General features: G+C 74.8%; 18 protein-coding genes. 12 read left to right on the plus strand and 6 right to left on the minus strand.

Annotated features, from left to right (window positions below):
• Window positions 1-3 precede the first annotated feature (3 nt).
• Both ACFYYT_RS09240 and ACFYYT_RS09245 read right to left on the minus strand, forming a co-directional pair.
• On the minus strand, window positions 4-960 hold the full coding sequence (locus ACFYYT_RS09240) for a DMT family transporter (RefSeq protein WP_388607290.1): 957 nt from the start codon (window positions 958-960) through the stop codon (window positions 4-6).
• Window positions 961-1002: 42 nt separating this feature from the next.
• Window positions 1003-1956 (minus strand): EamA family transporter, encoded by a 954-nt coding sequence (locus ACFYYT_RS09245; RefSeq protein WP_351816603.1) that lies wholly within the window; start codon window positions 1954-1956, stop codon window positions 1003-1005.
• A 131-nt stretch (window positions 1957-2087) separates the two neighbouring features.
• Here ACFYYT_RS09245 and ACFYYT_RS09250 point away from each other — a divergent pair, with 131 nt between their 5' ends.
• Window positions 2088-2600 (plus strand): MarR family transcriptional regulator, encoded by a 513-nt coding sequence (locus ACFYYT_RS09250; RefSeq protein ID WP_351816600.1) that lies wholly within the window; start codon window positions 2088-2090, stop codon window positions 2598-2600.
• A 132-nt stretch (window positions 2601-2732) separates the two neighbouring features.
• Here the strand turns inward: ACFYYT_RS09250 and ACFYYT_RS09255 are convergent, their stop codons facing one another.
• The 3 genes from ACFYYT_RS09255 to ACFYYT_RS09265 are packed head-to-tail and all read right to left on the minus strand — an operon-like array spanning window position 2733 to window position 5366.
• Entirely contained in the window at window positions 2733-2963 is a 231-nt protein-coding gene (locus ACFYYT_RS09255) for a hypothetical protein (RefSeq protein ID WP_351816597.1), read from the minus strand.
• 20 nt (window positions 2964-2983) lie between these two features.
• A complete protein-coding gene (locus ACFYYT_RS09260) occupies window positions 2984-5011 on the minus strand; it encodes a 4-alpha-glucanotransferase (protein ID WP_351816594.1) in 2028 nt (675 codons plus the stop codon).
• A 40-nt stretch (window positions 5012-5051) separates the two neighbouring features.
• The gene (locus ACFYYT_RS09265; RefSeq protein WP_351816591.1) at window positions 5052-5366 is read right to left on the minus strand and encodes a hypothetical protein; all 315 of its coding nucleotides are present in this window, start codon (window positions 5364-5366) and stop codon (window positions 5052-5054) included.
• Between the two features lie 197 nt (window positions 5367-5563).
• On the opposite strand from ACFYYT_RS09265, the gene ACFYYT_RS09270 reads away from it, so the two are divergent.
• The gene (locus ACFYYT_RS09270) at window positions 5564-8554 is read left to right on the plus strand and encodes a beta-N-acetylglucosaminidase domain-containing protein (RefSeq protein ID WP_351816588.1); all 2991 of its coding nucleotides are present in this window, start codon (window positions 5564-5566) and stop codon (window positions 8552-8554) included.
• Between the two features lie 36 nt (window positions 8555-8590).
• Here the strand turns inward: ACFYYT_RS09270 and ACFYYT_RS09275 are convergent, their stop codons facing one another.
• Window positions 8591-9127, minus strand: coding sequence for an HNH endonuclease (locus tag ACFYYT_RS09275; protein ID WP_351816585.1), 537 nt, complete (start codon window positions 9125-9127; stop codon window positions 8591-8593).
• 263 nt (window positions 9128-9390) lie between these two features.
• Between ACFYYT_RS09275 and ACFYYT_RS09280 the strand changes: the two genes are divergently transcribed.
• The 10 genes from ACFYYT_RS09280 to ACFYYT_RS09325 all read left to right on the plus strand — a co-directional run bounded on the left by ACFYYT_RS09280 (window position 9391) and on the right by ACFYYT_RS09325 (window position 21500).
• On the plus strand, window positions 9391-10461 hold the full coding sequence (locus tag ACFYYT_RS09280) for a mechanosensitive ion channel family protein (RefSeq protein WP_388607297.1): 1071 nt from the start codon (window positions 9391-9393) through the stop codon (window positions 10459-10461).
• Window positions 10462-10636: 175 nt separating this feature from the next.
• The gene (locus tag ACFYYT_RS09285) at window positions 10637-11863 is read left to right on the plus strand and encodes an ROK family transcriptional regulator (RefSeq protein ID WP_351816579.1); all 1227 of its coding nucleotides are present in this window, start codon (window positions 10637-10639) and stop codon (window positions 11861-11863) included.
• Window positions 11864-11967: 104 nt separating this feature from the next.
• The gene (locus ACFYYT_RS09290) at window positions 11968-13302 is read left to right on the plus strand and encodes an ABC transporter substrate-binding protein (RefSeq protein ID WP_351816577.1); all 1335 of its coding nucleotides are present in this window, start codon (window positions 11968-11970) and stop codon (window positions 13300-13302) included.
• Window positions 13303-13308: 6 nt separating this feature from the next.
• Entirely contained in the window at window positions 13309-14295 is a 987-nt protein-coding gene (locus tag ACFYYT_RS09295; protein ID WP_351816574.1) for a sugar ABC transporter permease, read from the plus strand.
• Between the two features lies 1 nt (window position 14296).
• Window positions 14297-15190 (plus strand): carbohydrate ABC transporter permease, encoded by an 894-nt coding sequence (locus ACFYYT_RS09300; protein ID WP_351816787.1) that lies wholly within the window; start codon window positions 14297-14299, stop codon window positions 15188-15190.
• Window positions 15191-15196: 6 nt separating this feature from the next.
• A complete protein-coding gene (locus tag ACFYYT_RS09305) occupies window positions 15197-16462 on the plus strand; it encodes a 6-phospho-beta-glucosidase (protein ID WP_351816571.1) in 1266 nt (421 codons plus the stop codon).
• Window positions 16453-17448: a BadF/BadG/BcrA/BcrD ATPase family protein gene (locus ACFYYT_RS09310; RefSeq protein WP_351816566.1), complete on the plus strand. Its 996-nt coding sequence runs from the start codon at window positions 16453-16455 to the stop codon at window positions 17446-17448. The genes ACFYYT_RS09305 and ACFYYT_RS09310 overlap by 10 nt, the downstream gene beginning before the upstream one ends.
• A gap of 305 nt (window positions 17449-17753) precedes the next feature.
• On the plus strand, window positions 17754-19169 hold the full coding sequence (locus tag ACFYYT_RS09315; RefSeq protein WP_351816564.1) for a hypothetical protein: 1416 nt from the start codon (window positions 17754-17756) through the stop codon (window positions 19167-19169).
• A 5-nt stretch (window positions 19170-19174) separates the two neighbouring features.
• Window positions 19175-20167 (plus strand): glutamate ABC transporter substrate-binding protein, encoded by a 993-nt coding sequence (locus tag ACFYYT_RS09320; protein WP_351816561.1) that lies wholly within the window; start codon window positions 19175-19177, stop codon window positions 20165-20167.
• A gap of 55 nt (window positions 20168-20222) precedes the next feature.
• The gene (locus tag ACFYYT_RS09325; protein WP_351816784.1) at window positions 20223-21500 is read left to right on the plus strand and encodes a hypothetical protein; all 1278 of its coding nucleotides are present in this window, start codon (window positions 20223-20225) and stop codon (window positions 21498-21500) included.
• Window positions 21501-21503: the final 3 nt, after the last annotated feature.

A 21503-nucleotide genomic window follows, 5' to 3' on the forward strand; every position in this document is an offset into this window, starting at 1 on the left:
AACCTACCGCCGCGCGGCACTCGCCAGCCCGACCCCGCCCAGGATCAGCGCCATGCTCAGCAGCTCGGCCGGGCCGGTCCGCTCCCCCAGGAGCAGCAGCCCCAGCCCCGCCACGCACACGGGCTGGAGGTAGTAGACGACGCCCGCGCGGGCCGCTCCGATGACCGAGACGGCCTTGTTCCAGGCGAAGAAGGCGACGGCGGAGGAGAACACGCCGACGTAGAGCAGCGGCCCGACGGTCCCGGGGCGGACCTCGAAGCCGCCCTGGACGGCGACGGAGACCGCGTACGCGGGGGCGAGCATCAGCGCGCCGAGCACGAAGGTGGTGATCAGGAAGGCGAGTCCGCCGATCTCGGCGGGCTTGCGCTTGAGGAGGGCGCTGTAGCTGGCGAAGGAGAGCGCGGCCCCGAACATCCACAGGTCGCCGGCGCTGAAGTCGAAGCCGAGCGAGCCGTGACCGACCAGCAGCAGGACCCCGAAGGCGGCGAGCAGCATCCCGAAGGTGCGCCGGAGGCCGAGCCGTTCGCCGCCGAGACGGGCGTAGAGGGCCATGATGACCGGCGAAGCCGCCATGATCATGCCCATGTTGGAGGCCGAGGTGGTCAGTCCGGCCTGGTGGACGAGGGTGTTGTAGAGGGTGACGCCGAACAGGGTGGCGAGGCTGACGTAGCCGAGGTGCCGGCGGAGCAGGGCCCGCTGCTGCCAGGCCTGGCGGGCGGCGAAGGGGGCTACCGCGACGGCGGCGATGATCCAGCGCCAGAAGACGGCCTGGACGGGTGGTACGGACCCGGCCATGCCGCGGGTGGCCACGAAGCTTCCGGACCAGACGACCGTCGCGAGCAGGGCGAGGAGGACGCCGATGCCGGCGGCGGTCTTCCCGCCCTGTCCGGTGCCGGGCTGCTGGTCCTGCCGGTCCTGCTGGTCCTGCTGAACGGTACGGGTGCGGTCCGTGACGGCCACCTGCGCGTCTCCCCCTCGGGCGTCGGTCTGAAGTAGGCGGTCCTACCGTCGCACCCCGGTATCGGTCAGGTCCATCGAAACATTTCGATCGGTCTTTTCAGGAGAACTGAACGTTCCCGCTGCGGGGGCGGCCGCCGCCCGGGCCGCGCGCCCGGGAAGCTGTCCGAAGACGGTGGCTCCGAAGGCGACCGCCATGCCGACCAGCTGGACCGGGCCGAGCGACTGCCCGAGGGCGGCCCAGCCGATGACGGCGGCGGTGAGCGGGGACAGCGGGCCCAGCAGGGTGACGGAGGTGGCCGAGAGCTTGCCGATGCCGCGGAACCAGAGGACGTACGCGGCCCCGGTGTTGATCAGCATCATGTAGCCGTAGCCGAGGAAGGCCTTGCCGTCGAGGGCGGGCGGCATGCCCTCGACGAGGGCGGCGATCGGGATGATGACCAGGCCGCCGGCGGTAAGCTGCCAGCCGGTCACGGCCAGCGGGCCGACCCCCTCGGGGCGTCCCCAGCGCTTGGTCATCACGGTGCCGGCGCCCATGCAGGCGGAGGAGAGGATCCCGGCGAGGATGCCGACGAGGTCGAGCTTCGCGTCGGCGGTCAGCACCACCATGCTCACGCCGAGGGCGGCGGCGACGGCGGCGAGCACCGTGCGCAGCCTGGCCCGCTCCCCGAGGACGAGGGCGGCGAGCCCGACGACGAACAGCGGGCCCGCGGAGCCGAGCACGGCGGCCACGCCACCGGGCAGCCGGTAGGCGGCGAGGAAGAGGAGGGGGAAGAAGGCCCCGATGTTCAGGGTGCCGAGCACGGCGGACTTCCACCACCAGGCGCCCTTGGGGAGGGTCCGGGACAGGGCTATGAGCAGGAGTCCGGCGGGCAGGGCGCGCATGGCCCCGGTGAAGAGCGGCCGGTCGGGTGGCAGCAGCTCGCTGGCCACGGCGTAGGTCGAGCCCCACGAGATCGGGGCGAGTGCGGTCAGGGCGATGGTGGTGACGCGGTTCACGGCGACTCCTCGGCAGACGGCGACCGGGGGCCCACTGCCGCCCAACTAGGTCGCTCGTAAGTAGCTTACTACTAAGCTACTTTTCCGCAAGCTACTTGCGCACGAGGAAGCGGAACTTGGATACTTCGGACATGAACCGGGTCAGCAGCAGGGAAGCCAGCAAGGACGCCGTCGACGCGATCACCGGGCAGTGGTACGCGGTGAGACCGGACCTGGACACCGCCCCCATGGCCGTCTTCGGCCGCATCTACCGGATCGCCAAGGCGATGGGGGACGCCATGGAGCGGACCTACAACCGCTATGGGATCACCACAGGGGAGTTCGACGTCGTCGCGACGCTGCGCCGCTCGGGGGCCCCGTACACGCTCTCCCCGCGCCAGCTCTCGGCCACGCTCATGCTCACCACCGGCGGCATGACCGGGCGCCTGGACAAGCTGGAGAAGGCGGGGCTGCTCACCCGCAGCCCCGACCCGCACGACCGGCGCGGCCTCCAGGTGACCATCACCGAACGTGGGCTCGCGCTCATCGACGAGGCCGTCGGAGCGGGGCTGGAGGTGCAGGCGGGGGTCCTCCAGGGGCTCGACGCCGAGGAGGCGGAGCTCCTGACGGGCCTGCTGCGCAAGCTGCTGGCGAACGTCCCCTAAGACCTGGCGCCGGACACGACGGGGCGCCGGAGGTCCCGCGGCCGGCCGGAGCCGGACGCGCGGACCTCCGGCGCCCCGGAAGCCGTCGGGAGCGGCGCCGCCCCGAGGGGCCGGGCCACGTCCGTCCTGGTGTTACTGCTGCTTGCGCGACTTGTCGCCGACGATCACGAGACCCGCGATCACCAGGAACAGCACGATCGGCGCGGCCACGTACAGCCCGAGCGTCTCGCCAATGCTCAGGCCCGGACCCGGGTCATCACCGTCGTCGCGGGTGAGCGCGAGGGCGGGAGACGTCATCAGCAGCATCATCAGCGTCGATCCGGCCGTGACGGCGCCGGCGCGCAGAGCGTTCTTCTTGTCCACGGTGCAAACGTAGCGAACACCTAAAGCGGGCGCGCGCCCGGGGGTGCCGTACGGGTCCCGCCGCCCTCCCGCACCGCGCTCAGCAGGGCGTTCGCCCGGGGCGAGGCCATGAGCGCCTCCAGGGTCAGCGGCCGGCCCGACGCGTCGGCGACCGGCAGGCGCCAGTTGGGGTACTGGTCCCAGGTGCCCGGCAGGTTCTGCGGCCGCCGGTCGCCCACCGCGTCCGGCAGCCACACCCCGACCAGCCGGGCGGGCGTGCGCAGCAGGAAGGCGTACAGGGCCCGGACCGCGGCCTCCTCCCCCTTGGTCTCCAGGCCGAGCCCGTCCAGCACCCGCAGCCACTGCGCGGTGTCGGCGGCGTCCTCGGCCCGCTCCCGCTCCAGCGGACGGGTCAGCAGGCCGAGCCGGTCGCGCAGTTCGACGTGGGCCCCGGCCAGCTTGGCCGCCGTGGGCGGCAGGTCGTGCGTGGTCGCGGTGGCCAGGCAGTCGGCCCGCCAGGCCCCGGCGGGCAGCGGATCGCCGTCGCCGGACCAGTCCCGCTCGAACCACAGCACGGAGGTGCCGAGGATCCCGCGCCGGGCCAGTTCGCGGCGCACCCGCGGCTCCACCGTCCCGAGGTCCTCGCCGACCACCAGCGCCCCGGCCCGGTGGGCCTCCAGCACCAGCACGGCCAGCATCGCCTCGCCGTCGTAGGAGACGTACGTGCCCTCCGCTGGCGGGGCGCCCTCGGGGATCCACCAGAGCCGGAACAGGCCCATGACGTGGTCGACGCGCACCGCGCCCGCGTACCGGAACACCCCGCGCAGCAGGGCCCGGAAGGGCTCGTACGCGGACTCCTCCAGGGCGTCGGGCCGCCAGGGCGGCAGCCCCCAGTCCTGGCCGCGGGCGTTGAAGGCGTCCGGCGGGGCGCCCACCGAGATGTGCCGGGCGTGGAAGGGGCCGGTCACGGCGTCCGAGCCCTCGGGGTGCACGCCGACGGCGAGGTCGTGCACGATCCCGACCGCCATCCCGGCCTCGCGGGCGCCGCGCTGGGCGGCCGTCAGCTGCTCGTCCGTCAGCCACACCAGCCAGGCGTGGAAGTCGGCGCTTGCGGCCGGGCCCGCGCCGGCCTTGCCCGCCTCGGCCCCGCCCGCTCCGGCCCCGCCCGCCCCGGCCACGGCGGCGCACCAGGCGGCGTGCCGCTCCAGCGGCTCGCCCTGCCCGGCGCGGAACTCCTCGTAGGCGGCCTGCCGTACGGCGGAACGCGGAACGGCGTAGAGCAGTTCCAGGGCGGCACGCTTGAGGTCCCAGACGGCGTCCCGGTCGATCAGGGCGCCCTTCTCCAGCACCTCCCGGCGCAGTTGCCCGCCCCGCTCGGCCAGTTCGTCGAGGGCGGCCCGCTCGGGGCAGTGCGCGTACTCGGGGACGTCCTCGATCCGCAGGTGCACCGGGTCCGGGAAGCGGCGCGAGGCGGGACGGTACGGGGACGGGTCGGTCGGCGTGCCCGGCACGGCCGCGTGCAGCGGGTTGACCTGGACGAACCCGGCGCCGTGGGTGCGGGCCGCCCAGCGGGCCAGCTCCGCCAGGTCCCCGAGGTCGCCCATGCCCCAGGAGCGCTCCGAGAGCAGCGAGTACAGCTGGACCAGCAGCCCGTGGGCCCGCTCGGGGGCGGCCGGGGCCCGCTCCGGGGCCACGATCAGGGTGGCCCCGGCGGCGCGCCCGTCGGGGGCCTCGGCGGTGAGCCGGTGCACCCCGAGGGGCAGGGCGGCGTCCCAGTCCCGCCCGGGCGCCCCGCCCTCCGGGGCCACCCGCAGCCGGGTCCCGGGCGGCAGCGCGGCCAGCGCCTGCGGGAGGGCCTCGCCGCGCCACTGCACCACGGTCGGCGGCAGCAGCCGCCCGGCCCGCTCCCGCCCGGCCGCGTCGGCGCCGCCGGGGTCGTCGACGGGCACGCCGAGGACGCCGAGGACGGTGCGCACCGTGTCCCTCGGGACCTCCACCGTGACGTCCTCGGCGGGCTGGTAGGCGGTGGCGACGCCGTGCAGGGCCGCGAGCCGGGCGAGGTCGTCCATGGAGCTCCCTTGTGTGGGTCGGGCGGGCCGGGCGGGCGCTCTAGCGGGCCGCCGCGGACGGGGCGGGGGTGGTCGGCTCGCTCGTCAGCGGGGTCTCCTCCAGCAGCGGCGGTTCGCTGGTCAGCGGCGCGAACGCGGCGCCGGCCGGCGGGGGCTCACTGGTGAGGGGGCCGTCCGCCGGCCCGGACGGGGCGGGCAGGTGGGCGAGCGGGGCGTGGACGGGGGCGGTGCCGCGCGGGGCGGTCCGGGCGGCGGCGGGCGGGCGGGCGTGGCCGGGTGCGGCGGGTCGGGATTCGGTCCGGGCTTCGGCCCCGGCTTCGGTCCGGGCTTCGGTGGACGCGGTGCGGGCGTTCATGGGAGCACTCCTCGGTGGGGGTCCGTCGGACGCGCCATGCAACACCCCCGGGGAACACCGCAGCCATACCCAGTCGGCGGCACCGCATTCGGGCCGATCCCGGTCAGATCACCCGCGCCGATTGACACGCCGGCCGTACGGGTGGTGGGCTCTGGCTCGCTCGCAGGCGCGGGGAAGACTCGGGACGGGGAGGCTCCGTGCAGCTCAGGGGCAGGAAGCGGAGCACCGCGGCGGCGGTCGCGGTGATCGGGAGCCTGCTGGGCGGAGCCGTCGCGTCGGCCCCGGCGGGCTCCACCGGGACCCCGAACACCTCCGGAGCGCCGCGCTCCGACGCCGGACCGGCCGCCCCGGCGGCCCCCGTGCCCGTACCGTTGCTCGACCCGGCCTCCGATCCCGTGCGAACCGCCGCCGAGGGGCCCGCCGTGTGGCCCCGGCCGCAGTCGGCGGTCGCCGATCCGGGGCGGGAGTTGTCCGTGGGCGCGCAGGCCGTACTGGTGGTCCCCGCCGGCGCGGACCCGTACGCCGTCGAGGCGGTGCGCACCGCGCTGCGCACGGCGGGCGTACGGACCCTGGACGAGCGGGCCCCCGGGGCGGCGCTGCCCGAACGGGGCCTCGTCGTACGCCTCCAGGGCCCGGACGCCGAGGCCGCGCTGCGCTCGCTCGGGGCGGCCCCGGCCGGGGACCTGCCCGACGGCGGCTACCGGCTGGCCGTGGGGCGCACCGGCGGCCGGGACACGGTCGCGCTGGCCGGCGTCGGGGAGGACGGGCTGTTCCACGCCGCGCAGACGCTGCGTCAGCTGCTCGCGGCCACCCCCGGGAAGGTCCCCGGGATGCTGGTGCGGGACTGGCCGATCGCGCCCGTGCGCGGGGTCACCGAGGGCTTCTACGGGCAGCCCTGGTCGCGCGAGCAGCGCCTGGCCCAGCTCGACTTCCTCGGCCGCACCAAGCAGAACCGGCTGCTGCTGGCCCCCGGTGACGACCCGTACCGCACGACCGGCTGGCGCGAGGAGTACCCGGCCGGGGACCGGGAGGAGTTCCGGGCGCTCGCCGAGCGGGCCCGGGCCAACCGGGTGGTGCTCGGCTGGGCGGTCTCCCCCGGCCAGTCCATGTGCCTGGCCTCGGCGGACGACCGGGCGGCGCTGCTGCGCAAGGTCGACGCCATGTGGGAGCTGGGCTTCCGGGCGTTCCAGCTGCAGTTCCAGGACGTCAGCTACACGGAGTGGGGCTGCCGGGCCGACCGGGTCCGGTACGGGACGGGTCCGGCGGCGGCCGCGAAGGCGCACGCGGAGGTCGCGGGCGAGCTGGCGGCGCACCTGGCCGCCCGGCACCCGGGGGCGGCGCCGCTGTCGCTGCTGCCGACCGAGTACTTCCAGGACGGCGCCACCGCCTACCGCACGGCCCTGGCCGGGGCCCTGGATCCCCGGGTGGAGGTGGCCTGGACGGGCGTGGGCGTGGTCCCGCGCACCATCACCGGCAAGGAGCTGGCCGGGGCCCGCTCCGCGCTCGGGCACCCCCTGGTCACCATGGACAACTACCCGGTCAACGACTGGGACCCGGGCCGCATCTTCCTCGGCCCCTACGCCGGGCGCGACCCGGCGGTGGCCGGCGGCTCGGCCGGGGTGCTGGCCAACGCGATGGCGCAGGGCACCCTGTCGCGGATACCGGTGTTCACGGCCGCGGACTACGCCTGGAACCCGCGCGGCTACCGGGCCGGGGAGTCCTGGGCGGCGGCCGTGCGCGAACTGGCGGGCCCCGACCGGCGCACCCGGGAGGCCCTGGCCGCGCTGGCCGGCAACTCCGCCTCCTCGGGGCTCAAGCTGGAGGAGTCCGCCTATCTGAAGCCGCTGGTGGAGGAGTTCTGGCGGGCCCGCGCGGCCGGGGACCCGAAGGCCGGGGAGCGGCTGCGGGCCGCCTTCACCGTGCTGCGCGAGGCCCCCGCCCGGCTGCCCTCCCTCGCCGCCGAGGCGGGCCCCTGGCTGGAGCGGCTCTCCCGGTACGGGGCCGCGGGCGAGCGGGCGGTGGACCTGCTGCGGGCCGAGGCCCGGGGCGACGGCGCGGCCGCCTGGCAGGCCTCCCGGGAGCTGGAGCGGGACCGGGACGCGCTCGCCCTCAAGGACGCGGCCCGGGTGGACACCTCGGTGCTCGACCCCTTCCTGAAGCGGGCCGCCGAGGAGTCCGACGCGTGGACGGGCGCGGCCCGCCGGGAGGGCAGCGTGGACAGCGAACCCGGCGCGTGGACCGTCCGGCTGGACGCCCCGCGCACCCTCGCGGCGGTCACCGTGATGACCGCTCCGCTGGGCCCGCGCTCGCACGGCGCGGTGGTGGAGGCGCACGTGCCGGGCGAGGGCTGGCGGCGGATCGGCGAGGCGGCCGCGTCCGGCTGGACCCAGGCCGAGGCGGCCGGGGTGCGCGCGGACGCGGTGCGGCTGTCGTGGACGGGCGCCGACCCGGAGGTCCGCGCGGTGGTGCCGTGGTTCGCGGACGGGCCGCGGGTGCGCTTCGAGCCGGGCGACGCGGCGCCGGCCGACATCGAGAGCGGCGGCGCCCCGCGCACCGTGCCGGTGGAACTGTCCGCCCCGGGCCCGGCCGAGGTGCGCGGCCCCCTGACGGTGACCGCGCCGCCCGGGGTGCTCGTACGGGCCCCGCGGGAGGTGGTGGTGGCGCGCGGGGCGCGGGTGGCGGTGCCGTTGGAGGTGAGCGTCGCGGCGGGCACCCCGGCCGGGAACCAGGACCTCGTCCTCGGCTTCGCCGGGGAGACCCGGCACCTCACCGTGCGGGCGGTGCCGCGCACCGGCGGCCCGGACCTGCTGCGCGCCGCCCGCGCCACCTCCTCGGCGGACGAGGACCCGCGCTTCCCGGCGTCGGCGGCGGTGGACGGCTCCGACGCCACCCGCTGGTCCTCTCCGGCGGTGGACGGGGCGTGGTGGCGGGCCGAGCTGGCGACGCCGGCCCGGGTCGGCCTGCTGACCCTGCACTGGCAGGAGGCGTACCCCTCCGCGTACCGGGTCGAGACGTCGGCGGACGGCACGCACTGGCGCCCGGCCGTCGCCGTGACCTCACGGGGCGGTGTGGACAGCGTCCGGCTGGACGCCCCGGACACCCGGTTCCTGCGCGTCACGTGCGACCGCCGGGCGACCCGGTTCGGCTGCAGCCTGTGGTCGGCTTCGGCCTTCGCGGTGGCCCCGTAGGTCCGTTCTCCGGGATCGGTCCCCGCCGCGCCGCCCCTACGACGCGGCCGCTCCGATCCGCTCCAGCGCGTCGTCGGCACCGTACGGCTGGAGGTAGGGCATCCAGCGGGGGTCGCGGTGGCCCGTGCCGATGATCCGCCAGGCCAGACCGGACGGCGGGGCGGGCTGGTGGCGCAGCCGCCAGCCCAGCTCCAGCAGGTGCCGGTCGGCCTTGACGTGGTTGCAGCGGCGGCAGGCGGCGACGACGTTGTCCCACCGGTGCTGGCCGCCCCGGCTGCGCGGGATGACGTGGTCGACGCTGGTGGCGACGGCCCCGCAGTACATGCAGCGGCCGCCGTCGCGGGCGAAGAGCGCGCGGCGGGTGAGCGGAACGGGCCCCCGGTAGGGGACCCGCACGAAGCGCTTGAGCCGGACCACGCTGGGAGCGGGGACGGCTCTCGTCGCGCTGTGCAGGAAGGCGCCGGATTCCTCCAGGGAGACCGCTTTGTTCTCCAGGACGAGGACGAGCGCGCGACGGAGCGGTACGACGCCGAGGGGCTCGTACGACGCGTTGAGGACCAGGACGTGCGGCACGGACTGCCTCCTTGTACGCCGGCGGCGCGTGGCTCGCGCCGGGACGATCTGCTTTCCAGTCTCCCCTTACGGCTGGTCGAAGCGCCACCACGCGCCCGTAACGGGTCCGAGGTGTTTTCAACCACACCCCGTTCCTCCCCAGGTGAGTCCGGTCTCTCCCTCGAACACGGCAACGGGGTCGGGCGTGTGCCCCGTTAGTGTGGTGTGTCTGCCCCGCACGTCCTGTCCCGCGGGCAGACCGCTACGCCTGGAGGTTTCCCGCCGTGCCCTCGCCCGCCACCCTGCTCCCGTTGGCAGCGAACACCACCGACGACGCCACCCAGAGCGTGACCAACGCCGCGAGCTTCATCGAGGAGAACTGGGCCACCTGGCTGAGCATCGGCCTGCGGATCCTGCTGATCGTGGTGATCGCGGCCCTGCTGCGGTCCGCGGTCCGCAAGGCCCTCACCAAGCTCATAAGCCGGATGAACACCAGCGCCGAGGCCGTCGAGGGCACCGCGCTGGGCGGGCTGCTGGTCAATGCCGAGCGGCGCCGCCAGCGTTCCGAGGCGATCGGGTCCGTCCTGCGCTCGGTGGCCTCGTTCCTGATCCTCGGTACGGCGGCGCTGATGGTGCTGGCCGCGCTGAAGATCGACCTGGCCCCGCTCCTGGCGAGTGCCGGCGTCGCGGGCGTGGCGATCGGTTTCGGTGCCCGCAACCTGGTGACGGACTTCCTCTCCGGTGTGTTCATGATCATGGAGGACCAGTACGGCGTCGGCGACAAGATCGACGCCGGGGTGGCCTCCGGCGAGGTGATCGAGGTCGGGCTGCGCGTGACGAAGCTGCGCGGCGACAACGGCGAGATCTGGTACGTCCGCAACGGCGAGATCAAGCGGATCGGCAACCTGAGCCAGGGCTGGGCGACCGCGGGCGTGACCGTGCAGGTCAAGCCGACGGAGAACCTCACGCACATCCGCGAGGTGGTCCAGCAGGTGGCGGAGGGCCTGGCGAAGGAGTCCCCGTGGGACGAGCGGCTCTGGGGCCCGGTGGAGGTGCTGGGCCTGGACGAGGTGCTGCTGGCCTCCATGACCGTGAAGGTGTCGGCGAAGACCATGCCGGGGCAGCAGTTCGCGGTCGAGCGCGAGCTGCGCTGGCGGATCAAGGAGGCCTTCGACGCGGCGGGCATCCGGATCATCGGCGGCCTGCCGGACGCCGCCGAGCCGGAGGAGGTCCCGGACCCGTCCGCCTCCGTCGCCGCGCCCTCGGCGCTGGCCAACCCGACGTCCCCGCAGTCCATGGCCACCACCCCGATACCGCCGCCCGCCTCGCCCGGCGGCCCCCGGATCTCCAAGTAGTCCCCGGCCCCCCGGGCCCCCGCACCGCCCCGCCGGTCCTGCCGGCGGGGCGGTCCGCGTTGTGGGGGAGAGAGCAAGCGGACCCGGCGTGGGCGGACGACGTGACCATTGACACGGCTCACCAGCTGATAGGAAACTTACCTAACAGTTCACCTCGGTGAGGGAGAAGCACCCCATGCCCGCCGCCACGCCCGGAACGCCCAGCCTGTTGCGCGCCATGAACGACCGCGCCGCCCTGGAGCTGCTGCTCGCGCACGGCCCGCTGTCCCGGACCCGGATCGGGCACCTGACCGGCCTCTCGAAGCCCACCGCCTCCCAGCTGCTCGCCCGGCTGGAAGCCGCCGGGCTGGTCGTGGCCACCGGCACCGACGACGGCCGCCCCGGCCCCAGCGCCCAGCTGTACGCCCTCAACGCCGGCGCCGCCCACGTCGGCGGGCTCGACGTGACCCCGGAAGGCGTCCACGCCGCCGTCGCCGACCTCACCGGCACCGTGACCGGCCGCTTCACGCTCCCCTACACCGAGGGCGCCGACGCCGTCGGACAGGTCACCACCGCCCTGGATGGGGCCGCCGCGGCCGCCGGACTGCGCCGCGGCGACCTGCACCGCGTCGTGGTCGGCACCCCGGGCGCCTTCGACCCGCAGACCGGCCGGCTGCGCTACGCCAGCCACCTCCCCGGCTGGCACTCCCCCACCCTGCTCGACGAACTGGCCGCGGCCCTGCCCGTGCCGGTGGAGTACGAGAACGACGTGAACCTCGCCGCCGTCGCCGAGCAGCGCCTCGGGGCGGCCCGCGGCCACGAGGACTTCGTCCTGCTCTGGAACGAGGAGGGCCTCGGCGCCGCCCTGGTGCTCGGCGGCCGCCTGCACCGCGGCTGGACCGGCGGCGCGGGCGAGGTGGGGTTCCTGCCCGTACCCGGCCACCCCCTCGTCCGGCAGGTCACCCGGGTCAACTCGGGCGGCTACCAGGAGCTGGCCGGCGCCCAGGTGCTGCCCCGGCTCGCCCGCGAATGCGGCATCGAGGTGCCGCCGCAGGACGCCGCCACCGCCGACGCCGCCCCGCACGGGCCGCAGGTGGCCGCCGCCGTCGCCCTGCTGCGCCGGGCCGCCACCGCGCCCGGGGACCCGTACCGGGCCTTCCTCCAGTCGTACGCCACCCTCCTCGCGACCGGCCTCGCCTCGCTGGTGGCCGTGCTCGACCCGGAGGTCGTGGTCCTGTCCGGCGCCGTGATCGGCGCGGGCGGCGAACCGCTGCGCGCCCTGCTGGAAACCGAACTCGCCGAACTGGCCCCCTCGCGGCCCCGGCTCGTCGCCGGCGAGGTGCTCGAACGGCCCGTCCTGCGCGGCGCCCTGGAGAGCGCCCTCGCCGACACCCGCGAAGAAGTCTTCGACACCTCCCGCTGACCCCCTCCCCCGCGGTTCCCCCCTCCCCGCAGTCCCCTCCGCAGCCCCTCCGCAGTTCCCTGGCACCTCCCCGGAAGTTCCTCCCCCAGAGAGCGAGCACCGCCATGCCCAGAACCGGACGCCTGACCGCCGCGGCCACCACCCTGGCCGCCCTCTCCCTGCTCGCCACGGCGTGTACGGGCCCCAGCGCCGACGGCTCCGCCGACGATCCGAAGGCGGACGTCACCCTCAACTTCTGGCACGGCTGGTCCGCCCCGGGCGAGGTCAAGGCGATCGAGGAGAACGTCGCCCGGTTCCGCGCGGCCCATCCGAACATCAAGGTCAACATCACCGGCAACATGACCGACGACAAGATCAACCAGGCGCTGCGCGCGGGCGGCGACAAGGCCCCCGACGTCGTCTCCTCCTTCACCACCGACAGCGTCGGCAAGTTCTGCAACTCCGGCGCCTTCACCGACCTCAACCCCTTCCTGCGCAAGTCCGGGGTCGACAAGGAGAAGGTCTTCCTCAAGACCCTGCTGGAGTACACCCAGTACAAGGGCAACCAGTGCACGCTCCCGCTGCTGAGCGACTCCTACGGCCTGGTCTACAACAAGACCGCCTTCGCCGCCGCCGGGATCACCGAACCCCCCAGGACCTGGAGCCAGTTCGTCGCGGACGCGCAGGCGCTGACCAAGACCGACGGGGACTCGTACTCCCAGCTGGGCGTCATGCCCACCTTCCACGGCTACGAGACCACCCCCATGCGCCTGGCCGCCCAGTGGAGCCCCACCTACTTCGGCGCCGACGGCAGCTCGAACCTGGCGAACGACCCGGCCTTCGCGAAGATGCTGACCGCGCAGAAGGACCTTGTGGCCAAGCTCGGCGGCTACGAGAAGCTGGAGAAGTTCCGGGCCGGCTTCGGGGACGAGTGGAGCGCCGAACACCCCTTCCACAAGGGCCTGGTCGCCATGCAGGTCGACGGGGAGTGGCGGGCCGCCATGGCCAAGGAGGCCGGGGTCGGCTTCGAGATCGGCACCGCCCCGCTGCCCGTCCCCGACGACCAGGCGGGCGACTACGGCAAGGGCTACGTCTCCGGCACCGTCATGGGGATCTCCTCGGCGAGCCGCAAGCAGAACGCCGCCTGGGAGCTGGTGAAGTACATGACCACCGACACCGGGGCGGTGGTCTCCTTCGCCAACGCCATCCACAACGTGCCCTCCACCCTGGCCGCCCTGGACTCCCCGGACCTCCAGGTCACCCCCGAGTTCAAGACGTTCATCGACATCGCGCGCCACCCCAAGTCCAACACCACCCCGGCCCAGGCCGACGGCGGCACCTACCAGCTCACCTTCCAGGACCTCGCGTACCGCACCGAGAAGGGCGGCGTCCCCGACCTCTCCGCCGGTCTCGCCGCCACCGACCGGCAGATCGACACGGACATCGCGAAGGCCAAGTAGCCCGGGATGACCACCACTACCGCCACCGCCACCGCCACCGCGCCCGCGCCCGCCACCGCCCCCGCACTGCGGGCCAAGCGCCGCCGGTCCGCCCTGCGGACCGCGGCCTTCATGTCACCCTGGCTGATCGGCTTCGCCGTCTTCTTCGCCTATCCGCTGCTGTCCACCGTGTACTTCTCCTTCACCAAGTACGACGGCTTCCGGGCCCCCGCCCCCAACGGCCTGGACAACTGGAGTTACGTCTTCACCGACTATCCGCTGTTCTGGCCCGCGATGCGCAACACCCTGTGGCTCGTCGCGGTCATGGTCAGCTGCCGGGTCGTCTTCGGCCTCGGCGTCGGCCTGCTGGTCACCCGGATCAAGACCGGTGCCGGGCTCTTCCGGACCCTGTTCTACCTGCCCCACCTGGCCCCGCCGGTGGCCGCCACCCTCGCCTTCGTCTTCCTCCTCAACCCCGGCACCGGCCCCGCCAACACCCTGCTCGACTCCGTGGGGCTGCCCACGCCCGGCTGGTTCACCGACGCCGGCTGGTCCAAGCCCGCGCTCACCGCCCTCGCCCTGTGGGGCGTCGGCGACCTGATGGTCATCTTCATGGCCGCGCTGCTCGACGTACCCAAGGAGCAGTACGAGGCCGCCGAACTGGACGGGGCCGGGGCCTGGGCCCGGTTCCGGCACATCACCCTGCCGAACATCTCCCCGATCATCCTGTTCGCCGTGGTCACCGGGGTCATCCAGGCCATGCAGTACTACACGGAGCCGCTCGTCGCCGGAAAGACCGCCGCCGGGGTCATCGGCGGCTCGGGCCAGCAGTTCGAACCCGGCTACCCCGACAAGTCCACCCTCACCCTTCCCCAGCTCGTCTACAACGTCGGCTTCCAGCGCTTCGACTACGGCTCCGCCTGCGTCATCGCCCTGGTGCTGTTCGCCCTCTCCATGGCCTTCACCGCGCTCCTGATGCGCCGCCGTGGCGGACTGATCGGATCCGGTGACTGAGATGACCCTGACCGAGCAGCGCCCCGCGACGCGGACCGCCCCCGCCGGCCGGGCCCGGGCCGCCCGCACCCGCGGCGCCGTCCTGCACTGGGTCGCCGTCCACTCCCTCGGCGTGGCCGCCGCCCTGTTCTTCGTCCTGCCCTTCGTCTTCCTCTTCCTCACCTCCCTGATGAGCGACCAGCAGGCGCTCACCCGCGACCTGTGGCCCCGCACCTGGGAGTGGGACAACTACGCCAAGGTCTGGAACACCCCCGGCTTCCTCACCTGGTGGCGCAACACCCTGCTGTACGCGGGCCTCGGGACCCTGCTGACCGTGGTCTCCTCCGTGCCCGTCGCCTACGCCCTCGCCAAGTTCCGCTTCCGCGGCCGGCGGCTGTCCCTGCTGCTGGTGATCGCCATGATGATGCTGCCGCCGCAGGTGGTGGTCATCCCCATGTACCTCTTCTGGGCCAAGCAGCTCGACCTGTCCGGCACCCTGTGGCCGCTGATCATCCCGATGGCCTTCGGCGACGCCTTCTCCATCTTCCTGCTGCGCCAGTTCCTGCTGACCATCCCCGACGAGTACCTCGACGCCGCCAAGGTCGACGGCTGCGGCGAGCTGCGCACCCTGCTGCGCGTGGTCCTGCCCATGGCCAGGCCCGGCATCGCCGCCGTGGCCCTGTTCCAGTTCTTCTCCGCCTGGAACGACTACTTCGGCCCGCAGATCTACGCCTCCGACAACCCGGCGGCCTGGACCCTCAGCTACGGACTGGAGTCCTTCAAGGGCGCGCACCACACCAACTGGAACCTCACCATGGCGGCGACCGTGCTCGTCATGGCCCCCGTGATCGTCCTCTTCTTCTTCGCCCAGAAGGCGTTCGTCGAAGGCGTCACCCTGACCGGAGTGAAAGGCTAGGCCCCGATGAAACTCGCAGTGGTGGGCGGCGGTTCCACCTACACGCCCGAACTGATCGACGGCTTCGCACGGCTGCGCGACACCCTCCCGATCACCGAACTCGTCCTCGTCGACCCCGCCACCGAACGGCTGGAGCTCATCGGCGCCCTCGCCCGCCGGATCTTCGCCCGGCAGGGCCACCCCGGCCTGATCACCACCACCGCCGACCTCGACGCCGGCGTGGCCGGTGCCGACGCCGTCCTGCTCCAGCTGCGCGTCGGCGGACAGGCCGCCCGGCTCCAGGACGAGACCTGGCCGCTGGAATGCGGCTGCGTCGGCCAGGAGACCACCGGCGCCGGCGGACTGGCGAAGGCCCTGCGCACCGTCCCCGTCGTCCTCGACATCGCCGACCGGGTCCGGCGGGCCGCCCCCGACGCCTGGATCATCGACTTCACCAACCCCGTCGGGATCGTCACCCGGGCCCTGCTCCGGGCCGGGCACAAGGCCGTCGGGCTGTGCAACGTCGCCATCGGCTTCCAGCGCAAGTTCGCGGCGCTGCTCGACGTGGCCCCCGCCGAGATCCACCTCGGCCACGTCGGCCTCAACCACCTGACCTGGGAGACGGCCGTGCGCCTCGGCGGCCCCGACGGTCCCGACGCCCTGCCCCGGCTGCTGGCCGAGCACGGCGCGGCCGTCGCCGCCGACCTGCGCATGCCGCGCGCCGTGCTCGACCGGCTCGGCGTGGTGCCCTCGTACTACCTGCGCTACTTCTACGCCCACGACGAGGTGGTCCGGGAGCTCGGCGAGAAGCCCTCGCGGGCCGCCGAGGTCGCCGCGATGGAGCGCGAACTCCTCGCCCTGTACGCCGATCCCGCGCTCGACGAGAAGCCCGCGCTGCTCGCCAAGCGCGGCGGGGCCTTCTACTCGGAGGCCGCCGTCGACCTGGCCGGGGCCCTGCTCGGCGACGGCGGCGGGTCCGTACAGGTCGTCAACACCCGCAACGACGGCACCCTGCCCTTCCTCCCCGACGACGCCGTCATCGAGGTCCAGGCCCGCGTCGACGGCGCCGGGCCGGTGCCGCTGCCCGTGCCGCCGCTGGACCCCCTCCACGCGGGGCTGGTCGCGCACGTCAGCGCGTACGAGGACCTGGCCCTCGACGCCGCGCTGCGCGGCGGGCGCGAGCGGGTCTTCCGGGCGCTCCTCGCGCATCCGCTGGTCGGCCAGTTCGAGCGCGCCGAGGGACTGACCGACCGGCTGCTCGCGCACAACAAGGAGCACCTGCCATGGGCGTGAACCGCCCCGCGGCCGTCCTCGCCGTCGACGCCGGCAACAGCAAGACGGACGTCGCGCTGATCGCCGCCGACGGCTCGGTCCTCGGCACCGGCCGTTCGGGGGGCTTCCAGCCGCCCCGCACCGGGATCGAGGCGGCCGTCGACGTGCTCGCGCTGGCCGTCGCGGAGGCCGCCGAGGCCGCCGGCCTGCCGCCCGGCGCCCCGTACGCGGACCGGGTCTCGGCCTGCCTGGCCAATGCCGACCTGCCGGTGGAGGAACGGCAGCTCGCCGAGGCGGTCGGGGCGCGCGGCTGGGGCACGGCGACCGAGGTGCGCAACGACACCTTCGCGATCCTGCGGGCCGGGCTGGAGGGCTGCGGGCCGCCGCTCGGGGTCGCGGTGGTGTGCGGGGCGGGCATCAACTGCGTCGGCATGCTGCCCGACGGGCGGACCGCCCGCTTCCCGGCGCTCGGGATGATCTCCGGCGACTGGGGCGGCGGGGGCGGCCTCGCGGAGGAGTCCCTGTGGTGGGCGGCCCGGGCCGAGGACGGGCGGGGCGGCCCCACCCGGCTGGCCGCGGCCCTGCCCGGGCACTTCGGGCTGGCTTCGATGGCCGCGCTGATCGAGGCCCTGCACCTGGGCGCGGTGCCCCGGCGGCGGGTGCACGAGCTGGTGCCGGTGCTGTTCGCGGTGGCCGCCGGGGGCGATCCGGTGGCCTCGGCGCTCGTGGAGCGGCAGGCCGCGGAGGTGGTGGCCATGGCCTCGGTGGCACTGGAGCGGCTGGGGCTGCTGGAGCGGGAGGCACCGGTCCTGCTGGGCGGCAGCGTCCTCGCGGCCCGCCATCCGGGGCTCAACGACCGGATCGCCGAACTCCTCGCCGCCCGGGCCCCCCTGGCCCGCCCCTCGGTGGTCACGGCTCCGCCCGTCCTGGGCGCCGCCCTGCTGGGCCTGGACGCCCTCGGCGCGCCCGCCGGGGCCCACGCGAAGCTCCGCGCCCACTTCGGCTGAGCGCGGCCCGCGGGCCGGCCCCGGCCCCGGCCGGCACCGCACCGCACCGCACCGCACCGCACCGCACCGCACCGCACCGCACCGCACCGCACCGCACCGCACCGGCCCACCATCGGGTGAACCTCCGCCGGGCGGGGCCGCGCCGGGAACCGTGGCGGGCCGTGCCGCGTATTGACGGTGAAGGGGAAGCGGGGCCGCGGGGGCGGGAGGCAGGGAGGATCGCCCAAGATCGGGCTCCGGGTGCTGTGGTGGGGCGGCACTACGGCCATACTGCTGCGAGCAGAGGGACCGAGGGGGAGGTCACGGTGGCCATCACGACACGCGCGTCCGGGGGCGGTGCCTCCGCGCCGCCCGCCGGGCCGGATCCGGGTCCGGGTCCGGGTGCGGCGGCGCCGCCGCCGGGGCGGAGCACCGCCTGGGCGGAGGGCGTGGAGCGGCTGCGCGCCGCCGCCACGACCGAGCCGGGCCGGCTGCGAATCATCGGGGCGGTGCTCGCCGCCCTGGTCGTCCTGTTCGGCGCGGTCGCGGTGTGGGAGATCTCCGGCCGGGTCACCGCCGCGGACGACGTGGTGGGGCGCAGCCAGCCGCTGAGCGCGGACGCGGCGAGCATCTACCGTTCCCTCGCGGACGCCGACACGGCCTCTTCCAGCGGGTTCCTCGCCGGCGCCCAGGAGCCCCGCGAGGTCCGCCGGCGCTACGAGAAGGACATCGCGAACGCCTCCCGGCTGCTGGTGAGCGCGGCGGCCAACACCGGCGCCGGCGGCGAATCCCGCAAGGAGATCGCCCTCCTCGGCGAGCAACTGCCCCGCTACACGGGCCTCATCGAGCAGGCCCGCGCCACGAACCGGCAGGGGCTGCCGCTCGGCGGCGCGTACCTGCGCTACGCCAACGAGCAGATGAGCACGGTGCTGCTGCCCGCCGCCCAGCGCCTGTACGAGGCGGAGACCGGCCGGCTCTACGCCGACTACGACGCGGCCCGGTCCTGGCCGCTGGCCGCCTCGGGCGCGGGGCTGCTCGCCCTGGCCGCCCTGGTGTGGGCGCAGCGGCGCAACTACCTGCACACGAACCGGGTGTTCAACCACGGGCTGCTGGCCGCGACGGCCGCCGCGGCCGTGGTGCTGCTGTGGCTGACGGTGGGCCACTCGGTCGCCCGCGCGGGGCTGGGCGAGGCCCGGGCCCACGGGCAGGAGTCGCTCAAGGTGCTCAACGACGCGCGGATCGCGTCCCTCCAGGCCCGCGCCAACGAGAACCTGACGCTGATCGCGCGGGGCGCCGTACTGGCCGAGGACAAGAAGTCCGACAAGTACGACGTGGACTACGCGCGGGACATGAAGCAGCTCGACGAGGGGCTGGCGCGGGCGCTGCGGCTGGCCGACGACGCGAGCGGCCGGGAGCCGGTGACGCAGGCCGTGGCCGGCGTGGCGCAGTGGAAGCAGCGGCACGCGGCGGCCCGGGAGAGCGACATCAAGGGCGACTACGAGCTCGCCCTTCCCCAGGTCATCGGGGACGAACAGCACAAGGACAGCAGCGGGGCCTCGTTCGACACGGTGGACGCCTCCCTGGAGCGGGCCGTGGCGCACGAGCAGAGCCAGTTCACCCGGGCTGCCCGGGGCGGGCTCGGGGCGCTGGACGGGCTGGTGACGGGCGCGGCGGCGCTGGCGGTCGTCGGCGCGGCCGCCGCTCTCCTCGGCATCGGCCGCAGGCTTTCGGAGTACAGGTGAATGCGATGCGGATACGGCGGACACGGACGGGACGGCTGCGCGGCTGGGGCGGGGTGAGCGCGATGGCGGCCGCCTGCGCGGTGACGGCCGCCGCGGTGCTGCTGCCGCTGGCCGGGACCTCTCCCGGCCCCGGGCACGGCAGGGCGGCCGCAGAGCCCGCCGGGGTGGCGGCCGCGCCCTTCGCCCCCGCCGACACCTGCCAGGAGCCGGAGGCGAGCCTGTCCCCGTCCGGGCTGGACGGCCCGACGATCGAGCGGATCCGCAAGGCGGGCAAACTCGTGGCGGGCGTGGACCAGAACAGCTTCAAGTGGGGATACCGCAATCCGGACGGCCATCTGGACGGCTTCGACATCGACCTGGTCAAGGCCATAGCGAAGGACATCCTGGGGCGGGAGGACCTGGTCATCTACCGGGCCATTCCCACCAGCCAGCGGATCCCGGCGCTCCAGGAGGGCCGTGTCGACATCGTCGTGCGGACGATGACGGTCAACTGCAAGCGGCTGGAGGACGTCGCGTTCTCCACCGCCTACTTCGAGGCCGGACAGCAGGTGCTGGCCCCGAAGGGCTCGCGCATCACCGGGTACGACGCCTCGCTGGAGGGCCGCCGGATCTGCACGGCCGCCGGCTCCACCGCGGAGGCCGCGCTCAAGGCGAAGTCGTACGGTTCGGTGCCGGTCTCGGTGCCCAACCAGCTGGACTGCCTGGTGCGGCTCCAGCTGGGCGAGGTCGACGGGATCATCACCGACAACGCCCTCGCCGCCGGCCAGGCGGCGCAGGACCCCTCGGTGCAGCTGGTCGGGGCGCCCTTCACCCGCGAGTTCTACGGGGTGGCCATGAACAAGGACGCCACCGACCTGGTGCGCCGGGTGAACAAGGTGCTGGAGGACTACCGGGCGGGCGGCGAGCAGAGCCCCTGGTCCGTCTCCTACCGCAAGCACTTCCAGAATGTGCTGCCCGCCCAGGCGGTGCCGCCCGCGCCCAAGTACCGGAACGGCTGAGCCGGTGAGCGATCGGAATCCGTACGCGAGCCTTCCGGGGGCGGGCCCGGCCGTGATGGACCGGGACGAGGTCGACCGCGCGCTGGCGCGGCTGGGCGCCGAGCACGAGGCCGTGGAGACCTCGCTGCTCGCGCTCCAGGACCACGCCGGCCGGCGGCTGCTGGAAGGGGCCGCGCTGAGCGGGGTCACCAAGGAGCGCTGGGCCGCCGCCGACGCGGCGATCAGCCGGCTGTGGACGTACTTCGACGCCTACAGCGGGGCGCTCGCCGCCGCCCGGGAGATCCGCGAGCGGCGCCGCTGGCCGACCCGGGAGGAACTGGCCGAGCTGACCGAGCGGCTGCGCGGTCCCGGCGTGGTGATCGCGGGGGCCGGGGTGGAGGGGGCCGGCCTCGCGGAGCGGTTCTCGCTGGCCGAGCTGGTGGCCCGGATGAACGAGCTGTACGCGGGCTCGCTGGACGTGGTCGTCGCGGCGGACGCGGTCTGGTCGGCGCTGCCCGCCCGGATCGACCTGCTCGGCGCCGAGCTGCACCGCACGCGCGCGTTGGCGCACTCGGTGGGGGTGCGGCCGGGCGAGCACCCGTCGGGGGACGACCTGGAGGAGATCACCGCCGAGCTGGCCGCGCTGCGGGCGGAGGTGATCGCGGATCCGCTGCACTTCTGGGTGGCGGTGGCGGGGAGTTCCGCCCCGGGCGGCGGCCGTCCGGACACCGGCCGCTACGACCGGGCCGCCCGCGCGCTGGACGACGTACGCCGCGAGGTGGAGGCGGTGCTGACGGTCCGGCAGGACGCCGAGGCGCGGCTGATCGCCCTGCGCGACGTGCTTTCGCGGGCCGACCGGACCCTGGCGGAGGCGCGGACGGCGCGCATCGAGGTGCTGGCCAAGATCGCGGCGTCGGAGGTGCCCGCCGTCAGCGGGCCGCCGACGGCACTCCAGGAGCAGCTGGCGGCGGCGGCCGAGTACCGGCGGCGCTCGCAGTGGCACCGGCTGTCCCCGCTGCTGGACGCGCTGGAGGACCGGGCCGAGGAGGAACTCCGGCGGGCCCGTGAATCGTTGACCGCGGTGACGGCGCCGCTGGCCGTCCGGGCGGAGCTGCGCGGCCGGCTGGACGCGTACAAGGCGAAGGCGGCCCGGCACGGCATGGCGCAGGACCCACTGCTGGTCGAGCGCTACGACACGGCCCGGCGGATGCTGTGGAGCGCGCCCTGCGACCTGCGGGCCGCCGAGCAGGCCGTGGTGCGCTACCAGCGGGCGACGGCGGAGACACTGGTACCGAGGCAGCAGCCCCTGCCGGATCACCACCGGCCCCAGGGGCCGGGGGAGGAGGACGCGTGAGCC

It is taken from the genome of Streptomyces sp. NPDC002032 (assembly GCF_042890765.1).
GTDB lineage: Bacteria > Actinomycetota > Actinomycetes > Streptomycetales > Streptomycetaceae > Streptomyces.